General features: G+C 40.7%; 11 protein-coding genes. 5 read left to right on the forward strand and 6 right to left on the reverse strand.

The genetic code is table 11. The features are described 5' to 3' along the window. Positions 1 to 16 precede the first annotated feature (16 nt). The gene (locus tag AC4CU3_RS03605; protein ID WP_279045324.1) at positions 17 to 1,735 is read left to right on the forward strand and encodes a proline--tRNA ligase; all 1,719 of its coding nucleotides are present in this window, start codon (positions 17 to 19) and stop codon (positions 1,733 to 1,735) included. 57 nt (positions 1,736 to 1,792) lie between these two features. Here AC4CU3_RS03605 and AC4CU3_RS03610 read toward each other — a convergent pair whose 3' ends face one another. From AC4CU3_RS03610 to AC4CU3_RS03635, 6 genes are all read right to left on the reverse strand, one after another. Further along, positions 1,793 to 3,145 carry a hypothetical protein gene (locus AC4CU3_RS03610; protein WP_279045326.1) on the reverse strand — a complete coding sequence of 451 codons (1,353 nt, stop codon included), beginning with the start codon at positions 3,143 to 3,145 and terminating at the stop codon, positions 1,793 to 1,795. 24 nt (positions 3,146 to 3,169) lie between these two features. Next, positions 3,170 to 5,455, reverse strand: a complete 2,286-nt coding sequence (locus AC4CU3_RS03615) for a DUF6160 family protein (RefSeq protein WP_490737984.1) — start codon at positions 5,453 to 5,455, stop codon at positions 3,170 to 3,172. Between the two features lie 26 nt (positions 5,456 to 5,481). Beyond that, complete coding sequence (locus AC4CU3_RS03620; RefSeq protein ID WP_279045476.1) at positions 5,482 to 6,165, reverse strand: hypothetical protein; 684 nt, start codon at positions 6,163 to 6,165, stop codon at positions 5,482 to 5,484. A gap of 9 nt (positions 6,166 to 6,174) precedes the next feature. After that, positions 6,175 to 7,617 carry a hypothetical protein gene (locus tag AC4CU3_RS03625; protein WP_279045473.1) on the reverse strand — a complete coding sequence of 481 codons (1,443 nt, stop codon included), beginning with the start codon at positions 7,615 to 7,617 and terminating at the stop codon, positions 6,175 to 6,177. A 237-nt stretch (positions 7,618 to 7,854) separates the two neighbouring features. Next, positions 7,855 to 8,424, reverse strand: a complete 570-nt coding sequence (gene dcd, locus AC4CU3_RS03630) for a dCTP deaminase (RefSeq protein ID WP_004694514.1) — start codon at positions 8,422 to 8,424, stop codon at positions 7,855 to 7,857. Between the two features lie 113 nt (positions 8,425 to 8,537). Further along, positions 8,538 to 9,131 (reverse strand): LysE family translocator, encoded by a 594-nt coding sequence (locus AC4CU3_RS03635; RefSeq protein WP_279045471.1) that lies wholly within the window; start codon positions 9,129 to 9,131, stop codon positions 8,538 to 8,540. A gap of 154 nt (positions 9,132 to 9,285) precedes the next feature. Here AC4CU3_RS03635 and AC4CU3_RS03640 point away from each other — a divergent pair, with 154 nt between their 5' ends. The 4 genes from AC4CU3_RS03640 to AC4CU3_RS03655 all read left to right on the forward strand — a co-directional run bounded on the left by AC4CU3_RS03640 (position 9,286) and on the right by AC4CU3_RS03655 (position 14,088). Further along, positions 9,286 to 10,314, forward strand: coding sequence for an IS701 family transposase (locus AC4CU3_RS03640; protein ID WP_007116247.1), 1,029 nt, complete (start codon positions 9,286 to 9,288; stop codon positions 10,312 to 10,314). A 284-nt stretch (positions 10,315 to 10,598) separates the two neighbouring features. Beyond that, positions 10,599 to 11,609, forward strand: a complete 1,011-nt coding sequence (locus tag AC4CU3_RS03645) for a TAXI family TRAP transporter solute-binding subunit (protein ID WP_279045149.1) — start codon at positions 10,599 to 10,601, stop codon at positions 11,607 to 11,609. Continuing rightward, entirely contained in the window at positions 11,606 to 12,079 is a 474-nt protein-coding gene (locus tag AC4CU3_RS03650; RefSeq protein WP_279045148.1) for a DUF1850 domain-containing protein, read from the forward strand. The genes AC4CU3_RS03645 and AC4CU3_RS03650 overlap by 4 nt, the downstream gene beginning before the upstream one ends. Beyond that, positions 12,076 to 14,088, forward strand: a complete 2,013-nt coding sequence (locus tag AC4CU3_RS03655) for a TRAP transporter permease (RefSeq protein ID WP_078425388.1) — start codon at positions 12,076 to 12,078, stop codon at positions 14,086 to 14,088. Before AC4CU3_RS03650 ends, AC4CU3_RS03655 begins: the two co-directional genes overlap by 4 nt.

Raw genomic sequence — 14,088 nt, forward strand, 5'->3', positions numbered from 1 at the left:
TTTTAGGACAGTTTCCATGCGCGCGAGTCGCTTTTTATTTGCAACGTTAAGAGAAACCCCAAATGACGCAGAAGTGATTTCACATCAACTAATGCTACGTGCTGGGATGATTCGTAAATTGGCTTCAGGTTTATACACTTGGCTGCCGATGGGCGTTCGCGTATTAAATAAAGTTGCAGCGATCGTTCATGAAGAAATGAACAATGCGGGTTCACTCGAAGTCCTGATGCCCGTAACTCAGCCAGCGTCTTTATGGGAAGAATCTGGTCGATACGTCCAATACGGCCCTGAACTGCTTCGTTTCAAAGACCGCCATGGCAACCCTTTTGTGCTTGGTCCTACCCATGAAGAAGTCATTACCGATCTTGCGCGCAATGAACTCAAAAGCTATAAACAATTGCCTGCAAACTTCTATCAAGTACAAACCAAATTCCGTGATGAAATTCGTCCACGTTTCGGTGTAATGCGTTCACGTGAATTTATCATGAAAGATGCTTATTCTTTCCACGCAAACCAAGAATCACTGCAAGAAACCTATGACATCATGTACGACGCGTACTGCAAAATCTTTACCCGTTTAGGTTTATATTTCCGTCCAGTACAAGCCGATACAGGTTCAATTGGTGGTTCAGGCTCACATGAATTCCACGTGTTAGCATCAAGTGGTGAAGATGATATCGCCTTCTCGACTGAATCTGACTATGCTGCAAACGTTGAAATGGCTGAAGCCGTTTTGGTCGGTGAACGTTCGGCTCCAACCAAAGCTTTAGACGTTGTCGATACACCAAATCAAAAAACCATTGCAGATGTATCAAACTTCTTAAAATCTGATCCTGCTCACTCTGTAAAAGCCTTGTTAGTACAAGGTATTGCAACTGAAGAAGGCCAAGCAACACCTGTAGTGGCATTGTTCTTACGTGGCGATCATGAGCTGAATGAAATTAAAGCGGAGAAGCATCCACATATTGCATCACCATTGACTTTCGCAACAGAAGAACAACTTGCTGCACTGGGTTTAACCGCTGGTTTCTGCGGACCACAAGGCTTAGTTGAAAAAGGCTTAACGGTCATTGTTGACCGTTCAGCCTCTGTCTTGTCTGACTTTGTCGCTGGTGCAAATGAAGTAGACAAACACGTGACTGGTCTAAACTGGGAACGTGATGCACAGTTCACTGAAGTTTATGACTTACGTAATGTGGTTGAGGGTGATCCGTCTCCAGACGGTAAAGGTACGCTGCAAATTAAACGTGGTATCGAAGTTGGGCATATTTTCCAACTGGGTCAAAAGTATTCAGAAGCTTTAGGTTGTAAAGTTTTAGGTGAAGATGGTAAACCATTTACTGTAACCATGGGTTGTTACGGTATTGGTGTAACACGTGTAGTTGCCTCTGCAATTGAGCAAAACTTTGACGAAAAAGGTATTATTTGGCCTACGGCAATTGCACCATTTGAAGTTGCAATTGTGCCTATGAATGCGCATAAGTCTCCACGTACTTTAGAAGCAGCTGAAGCCTTATATTCTGAGCTTATGGCAGCAGGTTATGATGTATTACTGGATGATCGTAACGAACGTCCAGGCGTGAAATTCTCAGACCTTGAGCTTACTGGGATTCCTCACCGTATTGTGATTGCTGAGAAAGGCTTGGATGCAGGTACTTTTGAATATAAAGGCCGTCGTGATGCTGAATCTGTAAACATTTCTAAAGAAGAGTTATTGGCGAAAATTGCAAAATAATTCATTTTAGATTAAAAAAATCCCGCGTATATCGCGGGATTTTTTATGAAAATTTAATTAGCAGAATTTTAAACCACCGTAACAGTTTGATCTAAAGTTTTGCCCTTGTAAGCTTAAATTGGTCAGTGGAAAATCCAAAGTCGTCGTATTCATTGGAACATTCCCAACAACTAAGGCAGAACCACCGACACATCCTGTTAAAAGATTACCGCAATTTCGAGGATTGTCCGTTAGATCTTTATTAATACCCGCAATGGTTTGTTTTAAGACTTCATTGGTAATTGCCACTTTGGTCGTTGGGCTTAAGCTACCCAGTTCGACTTCATCTTCCATTGCCAGCCACCAACCTTTATTCGCACCAACCGCAGCACCCGTCCATAAAATATCTTGGGACTGCAAGGATAATGATGCTGGGTTGTTTAAATACAATGCGTGAATTAAGCCTAAACTTTGGTTCACAGTGATATCTGTTTTAAGCCCAGTAATATTGCCGGACACCTGTTTATCTAAGTTTAAAAAACCGAGTACTTTAGCTGTTAATTGTCCACTAAAATCAATTTGCCCAACAGTACCAGTCCCTTTTAAAGTTACATCCTTCATTCGAGTCCCCGACACAACTGTCGAATTAATCGTAAAAGGCGCTGTAGTTGAAGATAGATTTAAATTATAAGTATCAGAGGTATATGAAATATCATAACAAGGGTCTAAAAAACCACTTACACAAGTTGTCCCAGAACTACTTCCGAGTAATCGTCCTTGCACAATACCATTCATAGTTAATCCTGTATCCGCAAAGGTCATGCTACGAGCTGCAGTCACTGCAGTACCAGATGCAGTTTTGGTTTTCATATATCCACTAAAGGTATTAATTCCATTGGGTATCGCATTATTATTTGCATCTACATCATTATTGGTACCTAATGTCATCAAGCCTTTAATCTTTTCAGCACTCACACGAAAGCCTAACACCTCACGTGTTGCAGCTGAAGTCGGATTTTTAATCGCAAACTGAATAAATGGATTTGTGATTAATGCCGAAGTTGCTGCACGTTGATCAGAAGTGTAGTTTGGATCATCAGGTAGTCCACTTAGACCAATATGATCGATATCAATATCACAACTGTTCGCTCGAATTGAATTATTGTCGCCACCACATCCCAATTGAAGCTTCTTAATATTGGCATTCAGCTCCAATTCTGCACTTAGGGCCAACTTATAAAAACCAATGTTTGATTGATTATATGTTTTCCCTTGTGCATCGGTTGTATTCGTCCCCTGCTGAAACTCTAGATTCATCAAAGATTGACCTTCAACTTCTGACAACTCCTCGTCATTTAAAGCGGTCATCGCATAACTTTGACTCAAGCCTAATGTTGCTGTGATTAGAATTGAAATTAAAGACTTATTCATTTTATTTATTCCTTGTCATTCTTTTTAACGCGGTGTAATCCCTAATGTGCTACGCATAGCCCCACCCGTAATAGCAATATCGGCAACCTTCTGCATGGTACCTGTTGGAGACAATGCGACCTCCGTCCTAAAGGCTGCTCCTTGTCCACCTGCTAATGCCTTATAGTTAAATTGCACTTGATTATCTATGACCACTGAGTCCTTTTGCATATGAATTTTGCCATTCAAACCTAAGTGACCTTGCATTTTGTTCAAGTTAAAACTTGAGGTTTTTGTTGTTGTTCCATTGCTATCGGTATTACTGAGGCTAATAAAACTGCCTTTTTTACTTTCATTACTCAGGTCTGTACTACTCAACGTATTAAACTCAAAATTGGATTTAAATGACAGATAATTGCTTTGCGGTGTTCCGCCTACAGCCTCAAGTCCTGGAATAATAAAGAGTTCACCTTTACCATCCAACATAAAAGCAATCGATGCGAGAACATCATCTTTTTTGGCAAAGTTATTAATCGGTACGACTTCTTTGGCACAACTATTTACCCCTGCTGGACAATTATATAGTGCACCCGGAAGCTGCCCGATTGCGATTTCCGCATTGGCAGCAAACAATAAGCTATCGGCTTTGATATAGATTTCATTTTCATTAAAACCAATCACACCATTGGCTTTAAAATATGAATCAATATTACGTAAGCCTGTATAGTAGTTAACTTCTTCGCCATGCTTACTCATCGCACCATCAATGACGATAATAGACGTTGTTTTAGGGTTGCCTTGACTATCTTCACCATAACCATCAGTTGATACTGCGATGTCATAACCCAACCCATCCTTCACTGTTCCAGCGGTATTGGTATATTTCTTGGCAAAAAATGCTGCATTGACATTTAGGTTATAAATTGGAATACCTAAGCCCCATGTCCCTTCGTTAATATTGTTTACCGCAATAGAATTATCTGAAATAAAGCGAGCTTTACGTGCAATGGCTTGAAAATCGAGTCCACGTACAGCAATAAAAGCCATATTTGAAGCATTGCCCGTTGGTGATGGGTTATAAATCAACTCATAGTTTTGCGCACCCAATATCGTCTTAATTTGGTCATTGACTACAAAACCCATTGAGTTGGTGCGAATGTTATTGATATAAATCTGGCCAAAATCAATATAGGCATTTTGACTGTTTATTGCTGAATTGGGGTCAGTGGAAGTACGTACATTGAGCGGTGATAAATTTGAAAACTCGATGGCGTAACTGCCTGTACCAGTGTGTCCTAATTCAAACGTTGTTGGTGTGCTAGCACCAAGCAAACTATTCCCTGCACGGGTAAAGTCAGCCGATACATTTAAATGTAAGCCGCCAGCATTCTTAAAACCATAACCTGCAGATGCAACCACCTCATTTTCTTGAACATTACCGTTAACACGGTTGACCGTATTAAACTTAGCAACACCAGTCTGGTCAGCATTTAATGCGATCTTGCCATTGGTTAAAGCACCTGATGCCCCTATCCGAATTAAGTTTCGATGAGTCGAGTTTGCTGAGCCATAACGTAAATCAACGTTTAACCCCGGATTTGTGGCATTGCCTACACGGCTGTCATGTACATCTGTCTTATCTTCCACTCGACCTAAAACAACAATATTATCGCCAACACTACCCTTTGAGGTGAGAACTACACCTTCCGTTTCATCGATATAGAGATATCCATCAGCAGATAAATTGAAGTTGAAATCTTTTAAGGTTAAATCTTGATTATTTTGTCCATAACTAATACTAGCATTCTGCAATTTAAAATCTAAATGCACCTTTGAGTCACGGTTAAACAGACCATTCGTCGTTGCTAAGTACACTTCAAAAGGTGAAATAGTTGAAAGCTTAAAACTTCCTAAATTTTGATCCGTTTCACCCGTTGCACAATTTGGTGAACACATCAGCATGATTTGGGCAGCCGTTGCGGTAAAAGGTGACACACTGGCAGAGAGCTGAATGCCGACCCCTTGCGTACCATTGGCTAATTGTGTTGTTCCCACATCAAAATCGAGTTTGGTTTTAATGTTGTTATAACCAGTTGCCGTTTTCATTTCAATATTATGCAAACCCAGTTTTATCGGTGTTTTTCCGACTTCCGCAGGATCGACCCAATTCAATTGTTTAATGTCAACTTTTGAAGCTTCATGGGTAATTGAAATACCATCTTGACCCGTTACATCACTTAAAATCTGATCATTCAAAGCTTGTAATGCATAACTTTGATTCGCTGCACAGATACACAGTGTCAGAAGGTTTAGTTTTATTATTTTATGCATCTCAATATCCTTTTGAAACTATGTGTCTAACAGCGGCTACCCGCAGTGCCCGAGCAGTTATAGCTAAAGATTTTTAGATTTCCATCCAGATGTAAGTTTCCGTGAACATTTAAGCCCATAAAACCTTGTTCCTGACCTTTATCAAAAGTTGGTACAGTTTTACTCGTACCATAATTGTTATACGTTGAGGTATTGAAATATCCATTTTCACCACTTTCTACTGAAAGACTGGAAAAACCTAAGTTACGAATTTTAAGGGGTTTATCATCGAAAAACTTTAACATCATCGCAGTTTGTGGCTTACCTTCTTTATTCAGAATTGTGGTACCTTCCAGCGAAAATTTATCAATTTGCATGGTGCCTTGGAACTGCTTAAACACCAGCCATTTTCGTTGCCCATTTTCCTTATGATTATTTGGGGAAATGGCGATACGACACAGTTCTAATAAAGCGCAATCTTGATTTGCGCGCATTTGATAATAGGCTTCAGTGACAATAGCTCGCCCATTTGCATCTACACCATTGGTCCTAGAGATCGTATTTAAACTCATATCATTGGCATATTGGTGGTTAATCGATAGAGTTAAGCTCAAATCTGCACCGCCCTGTCCAGTCACACCGACCAGTTCCTTATTATCCAAATCGACCAAACCCGCTTGAGACAACATGGATACAGACATCAACATGGTTACACATAATTTTTTCATCATGTCAGTATCCTATAGCCCTGTGGTCTTAATTTTTAAGTGTTGGATCAATACACCATCTATAGCAACCGAACCGAGATTCACAGGAACTGCTGTTCCAGTCCCGCGGAATACCACACCAGTAGATTGTGTCGCCGTATTGGCTTTGAGCGTATTGGTGGTCGGATCTCGTGTCACGCTACCAATCGAAATACTGCTATGTGTTGCGTTATTTCCTTGGTATTGAATCGCAGTACTCCCTGCCCCCGTTTGAACAATATTCGAACCGCAATAGGCCACATTACATGTTGATCCTTTATAGTCAGCATTGTTTCCACCCTGTACATCTGGGTAGTAGGTATAAATCTGCTTATAAATCTCAGGCACATTCGGAATACGCGTGACTTCGAGAATAATATTGCGTCCTTCCGAACCTACAACAAAAGGCTGATAAATATTACCCAAGACCAAGTTAATATTTGGGCTGTATAAATAAAGTCCCTCACTCGCATCAAAAATTGGAGCCAATGAACGATCTAATGCGGGTGTGACTGCCGTACCGTCGTTGGTCGCAGCTGTGCTCAGTCGAAGGACTTTAGCATTCAATAGCGCTTTATTTGCGTCGTTGTTGGCATAGACCAATCCAGATGGATCATCATTGGTATTGATCCGAAGTAAGGCTGCCATCCCAAAGGTTTTATTTTGCTGGTCTAAGGTAGATGCTTGAGTTTGAAACATACGAACCTGTGAACCATTTAAACTCAATCCGTTGGCAACCGCTTGTAAACGTATTCTTTGATTTAAACTTAAATCAGGATCCGCAGCCGCATTGGTTGTTGTCGGTGCACCAGTGATAGGGTCCACTTTATTTTGGGAATTCCAACTTCGTGAAAAAGCATCCCACCATAAACCTAATTTAATATTATTATCTGCGTCACTGGCTAGAACGGTCGCTAAAGGGGCTTCCAGCCCTAGAAAACTCACATCTGAACTTGCATTCGCTTGATGAAACTGTTTAATCCCCGTGGCTGTGCCAGCGCGAAATAACCAAGGGTTAACATCGTTTCCCCATGTAAAGCCCTGATTGCTGAAACGACTATTGGCATTATTATCAGACCGTGAAAGTGCTAAACCATAAATAAAGATGTCCGCTTTGGTTCGTTTCGTGGTCAGATCATCGGCATTGGTATATTTGGAGTAGTTCTCACCCACAGGAATAATACGAATAAAGCCCGTGTCGTATTGTTGTGGATTGGCCACGCCACGGTTATAACTAGAAGCCGTGGAGAGATCATTAGCCCCTTGAAACACCATCTTGAAGTTTTCAGGAAGTAACGCAATGCCTTCACCTGTAGTATCCGCTAGATATTCATCGGAAAGTGACTCAAGGGCAAATGTAGGCTGCGCAAGCATGAGTCCGACAAGACTAGCTAAACAGGATTTTTTCAATCCTGCGGGATATATACGATTCGTCATCTCGACCATCCTTATTATTCGATGCTCCGCATCTTTATGTACTACATCCTTTGCTTGGCATTTTACTCTGCGCACTATAATTTTTATTTGCGTCAACCAAAGCACTCTAATTCACAATTGATTATGCTGAAACTCAGCACAAATGCAAAACCAACTGTCCGATAATATTTATTTTCCGATGAATGAATTGCCATAAAAAAAGCGGATCAATGATCCGCTTTTTTTAATATCAAAAACTTAGGTCTTCGGTAAAGTCACACCTGTTTGACCTTGGTACTTACCACCACGGTCTTTATACGATGTTTCACACACTTCGTCAGATTCGAAGAACAACATTTGTGCAACACCCTCACCTGCATAAATACGTGCAGGAAGATTGGTTGTGTTCGAGAACTCTAAAGTAACATGACCTTCCCACTCAGGCTCAAGTGGTGTGACGTTTACGATAATACCGCAACGTGCATAGGTCGATTTACCCAAACACACAGTCAACACATTACGTGGAATACGGAAATACTCAACGGTACGTGCTAAAGCAAATGAGTTCGGCGGAATAATACAAACATCAGCTTCAATGTCGATAAAACTTTTATCATCAAAGTTTTTTGGATCGACAATTGCCGAGTGAACATTGGTAAAAACTTTAAACTCACGTGCACAACGAACATCATAACCATAGCTCGACACGCCATAAGAAATGAGTTTTTGACCATTTTCATCTAAACGAACTTGGTTTTCTGCATACGGTTCGATCATGCCGTGTTTTTCGCTCATTTCGCGAATCCAACGATCGGACTTAATAGCCATTTATTCTTTCCAAAAAGCTTAATTTCAATAATTGCGTTGTACTTTAACTGAAATCGCTTTCAATGAAAATAAGCGCGTTTAAGTTCGCAAAATTTCTGTCTTTAATTACTAAATTAAAAACTTAAAATCGCAGAATAGCTCAGTGGAATCGAAAAACTCATCAAGACCAGCGACGCTGTTTTTTGCAGGTTAGATTGGTTCAGCCAGCGAATTTTATTGCTCGCTAAAATTGACCCGATAAAAGTCCAAAAGAAAGCAATTGGAACAATTAACACCAAAAACAGCGACATATGTGACAGATAATAATCCAGTTTTGTCCACGCAATGGTTGGGAAAATGGCTGAAGAAAACAATAATGCTTTAGGGTTCAATAATGTTGCCAAAAATAGTTCACGCGCCCGAATAGTCGGTTGATTAAAACTCACTTCAGCATCGGCTGTACGCCATAATTTGATGGCCAAATAAATGATATAGCTTGCGCTGAACAGTTTTAAAATAGTCGGCAATAAAGGCAAGTGTACGGACACTTTTCCAATAAGGAAGCCCCATGCCGTGATTGAAATGAGATAGCCAAAAGCTTCTGCTGGAATGAGACGCAAAGATTTACGAATACCGACTTGAATGCCCGAAGAGGCAAGTAAGGTATTGGTCGGTCCTGGAGTTAAAAGAATGGTTATCACTAAACCAATAAAAAACCAAGTGACCATATTCACAGACCCACATATACATAGCTATAAGCGTAATGACTTGCCTTGCTGAAAGCAATCAAATTTAGTGAACCGTGATAACAGTTTTTTTAATTTTCTAGGACTTACGCATTGACGGATTCAAAAAAGTATTAAAATACTTTATAAAGTATCTGTGATCAGACGAATTAAACATGCTTCTACAGCAACTTGTACATTACCCATTTATATGGGCTTTCTCATGACAGAACCGAACTCTATTAGCTGCACACAACTTGCCGAGACTTATAACATCTCGCATGATAGTGTAAATCGCTTTCTAGAACGTGAAGACTACACACCTCACGACCTATATCAAGAAGCAATTCAACATATTGATAATAATAAACTTATAGTCAGTATTGATGATACTGTTTTAGATAAACCCTATAGTCAACATATGGACTTGGTTAGCTATTTTTGGTCAGGCAAACACCACCGATCCGTCAAGGGTATTAATCTCATTACCTTGTATGCGACAGATCAGAATGGTCAAAATATTCCAATTAATTTCCGAATTTATGACAAATCTGAAAGTAAAACCAAGAATGATTACTTTATGGATATGTTAAGTGAAGTACTCAGTTGGGGTGCAAAGATTCAATTTATTACAGGTGATAGTTGGTATTCATCGACTGGAAATCTAAAAACCATAAGAAAATATGGTATTCGATTTATGTTTGGTATCGACTGTAACCGTAAGGTTTCCCCAGAAAAAGGACAATGGTTTCAACTGCGTTTATTGCCAAATTTCCATCAGGGTCAAGTGGTCTGGCTCAAAGATTTTGGCTTTGTACAATTATTTAAGACTCAGTTAAAAGAACAGCAGAGGTTTTATATTGTGCATCAAGATGAAGATGATTTATTGTCCTTTGAGGGTTTTCATGAATTACATTCAAGTCATTGGAAAATAGAGCAATATCACCGGGTGATTAAACAGGTTTGTCATATTGAAAAGTTTCAAGTAAGACGATCTAAACTGATTTTGAATCATATTTTTTCAGCCTTGATGGCCTACGTCGAGATACAAAAGAACCAGTTTGAGCGGATCTTTGAAAATGTATATCGTTGGCAGAAGAAATTATTTAGACCAGTTATCAAAAACTTCATTGATGACTTTATTCTCGATAAAAATCATCTGCTACCACAGAGAATCTATAAATAATAGTGCGTAAGTCCTATTTTCATTCAATACTTAACATAAATACCGTATAAGACCCTTACCCAATCTAGCATTCATAAAAATGACGCCACATGCTTTATTCTTTTTTCAAATCAATGATTTTATAAATCAAATAGACATGCCTAATGAAAAAAAACTATTCAAATGATTTTTAATCAGTTACTTTTTAAAACATGCGTATTTTTATTCATCAATCTGATCACGCAAAGTCAAGGATAAAAGAGCCAAGTGAATGGCTTTGAAGATAATAAAACGAGGAAAAGTATATGAAAAAATGGACTCAACTCACGCTACTTTCAATTGCACTTGCGGGTCTAGGAGCATGCTCAAGTGACAATAAAACCGCAACTTCAGGCGATGCTCAAACTGAAACCAGTGCACAAGCATCCGACAAACTCCAAAGTAAATTTGTCAACATAGCGACAGGTGGTGCATCTGGGCCGTATAACGTGATTGGCACCAGTTTGGCTGAAATTTATAATAAAACCTACGGTGTAAATTCAAAAACCCAAACCACAGGCGCATCGGTAGAAAATCTTAACTTACTCAAACAGAAAAAAGTTGAAATGGCTTTTGTCATGAGTGACAGCTTAACCGAAGCACTGAATGGCACAGGTAGTTTTGCCAGTGGGAAAATTGATAATGTCCAACAAGTGGCGGCACTTTACCCCAACTATGTGCAAATTGTGGCATCAAAAAAATCAGGCATTAAAAAGCTTGAAGACTTAAAAGGTAAGCGTATTGCTGTCGGTGCCCAAAACTCAGGGGTTGAAGTTAATGCGCGCACCCTCTTAAATGGTTTTGGTATTACTTACAATGACGTGAAGGTCGACTATCTAGGCTATGCTGAAGCCGCGGATGCTTTAAAGGGTGGAAAAATTGATGCTGCATTCTTAACCAGTGGTATCCCCAACTCATCCTTGATGGAACTGCAACAAGGTTTCGATTTACAACTGGTCGGGATTGATCCGGCGAAAGTGAAACAAATCGCCAAAAACCAAACTTATTTCCTATCTCTGAATATTCCGAAAGGCACTTATGGTAATGCAGAAGATATTCCAACTGCGGCCATTATGAACGCTTTAGTGGTACGTTCCGATCTTTCTGAAGATGATGTCTATAAACTGACCAAAACCTTCTTTGATAGTTTAGGACAATTGGCCAACTCACATCAGGCAGCGACAGAAATTAATCTGGAAACGGCTCAAAAAGGCGTGGTTGCTCCGCTACACCCTGGGGCTAAGCGTTATTACGACGAACTCGCAGCGAAAAAATGAAGCTGAAAAAAGGTGCAGTGATTACTGCACTTTTTCTACTCGGTTTATGCGGGCTGTTGTTCTTACCTGTTCGCTATAGCGAAGTAACTGTTGCTCAAATGCAGTGCCGAATTTCAACAGCACAATTTAGTTTGCAGTGGAAACATTCAGTTGAAAAAACCCGTTGGATTGAAAACTATCAACAGGAGCAACAGCACTTTATATTGCGCTACACCGACCTGATTTCTTTCGGTGCAGGCACACCGAATGACTACCCCATCATCTTTCAAAAAGACGGTATGGTCAGAATGAAAGTTAATCGGCGCATTGATCAAATCAACTGGATCATTTCCAAGAATATGCAAGGCAGTATCATCATTCACCAGAGCGTCTGGCCCATTTTTCAACAATATCCAGATTACACCTTGGTGCAAATTACAGCACAACAACAGCCCTTGTGGAAAGCATGGCAGATCGGAGAATGCCGATGACTCAAAATGAAGAAAAAGTTGTCCCGGAACAATTAGATGAGCAGCAACAACAAGCCATTTTAGAAAAATTTGATCGTGAGTCAGTGACTCGTTCCCCAAGCAACAAATCTGTGGCATGGTTCATAGCGGCGATTGCTATTTTCTATTCCTTATTTCATTTATTTATTACCTTTAATCCACTACCCGAACTGATTCAACGTTCCGCCCATGTCGCTATTGGTTTGGTTTTGATCTTTCTACTTTATCCTGCGCGTCAGTCCAGTTCACGACAAAGCATCCCTTGGTTGGATTGGTTACTTGCCTTAGCCTCTTTAGCAACCTTTTTATACCTTTGGAAAGAATATCAAGCCATTATGACCACGCGTGGGGGTATTCCAAACACTTTAGATATTGTTTTTGCCATTTTAGCCGTGGTGCTGGTGGTTGAAGGCGCTCGGCGGGTTATGGGATGGATGCTGCCTATTTTAGGTTTAGCTTTTCTGTCTTACCCGTTTTTTAGCCACTATGACTGGGTCCCTGATCGTTTATTGACGCGTCCATATAGTATTAGTGATATTTTCGGGCAAATGTATTTAAAAACCGAAGGACTTTATTCTTCCGCAATCGGTGCTTCAGTCACTTTCATTTTTCTGTTTATTTTGTTTGGTGCTTTCCTGGCGAAATCAGGCATGGGCAAATTGTTTAATGATCTTGCGATGGCACTTGCGGGACATAAACAAGGTGGCCCTGCAAAAGTTGCTGTCATTTCCAGTGGATTTATGGGCAGTATTAATGGCACAGCGGTGGCCAATGTCGTAGGTACTGGTTCATTCACCATTCCCCTGATGAAAAAAATTGGCTACCACAAAAATTTTGCAGGTGCTGTTGAAGCCAGCGCTTCTGTAGGTGGACAAATTTTACCCCCTGTGATGGGAGCCAGTGCCTTCATTATGGCTGAAACCACGGGTGTCAGTTATGGCACCATTGCCCTTGCAGCCACCCTTCCAGCTTTGCTGTACTATTTAGGCGTGATGGCGCAGGTTCATTTCCGTGCTGGTAAAGACAATTTAAAAGGTGTACCGAAAGCGGATTTGCCACGGGTTAAAGATGTACTAAAGCAGCGAGGGCACTTGCTTATTCCGATCGTGGCTTTGGTATTTTTCCTCTTTCAATCCATTCCTGTCAGTTATGCCGCGGTCTACACCATTGTCTTAACTGTGATTGTAGCGAGTTTCCGAAAATCGACCCGTATGGGCTTCAAAGAAATATTAGAAGCGCTCGCCGATGGTGCAAAACAATCCCTTTCAGTCATGGCAGCCTGTGCTGTGGTGGGGATTATTATTGGTGTAGTGAGCCTGACCAGCTTTGGCTCTGTCATGACCTCCTCGATTATGAGCATCGGTGCAGGCAGCCTATTTTTAACGCTGTTCTTTACCATGATTGCATCGATGATTTTAGGTATGGGACTTCCTTCGATTCCAGCCTATATCATTACCGCGACTATGGCTGCACCTGCTTTGGCAAACTTTGATATTCCCACGCTGGTGGCGCATATGTTTGTGTTCTACTTTGGTCTTTTTGCCAATATTACTCCCCCTGTCGCCTTAGCCGCCTTTGCAGGTGCGGGAATCGCAGGGGGCGACCCAATGCGTACGGGCTTCCAAGCCTTGAAACTTTCTTTAGCGGGTTTCATTGTCCCGTTCCTGTTCGTCTATAACCCTGCCATGCTGATGATTGATACAGCCAATGTCGCAGTCAACGCACGTGAATTTGCTTTTCCTGCATGGACAACTATTGTGAGTATTGTCTTTACCTCAGTAGTCGGTATTTTGGCGCTGGGTGCTGCAGTTGAAGGTTACTTTAAAGTTGGTTTGAACTGGTTCTGGCGAATTTTCTTAGGTGCAGGTGCTTTATGTATGATTATCCCTGAAACTGTGACTGATATTATTGGGATTGTGATGGTGGTGATCGCCATCAGCATTAATATTATGCAAGCCAAAAAACAAAATCAGTCCTATTCACTGTCCTAA

The sequence above is a fragment of the Acinetobacter sp. 802_lipA genome (assembly GCF_058242885.1).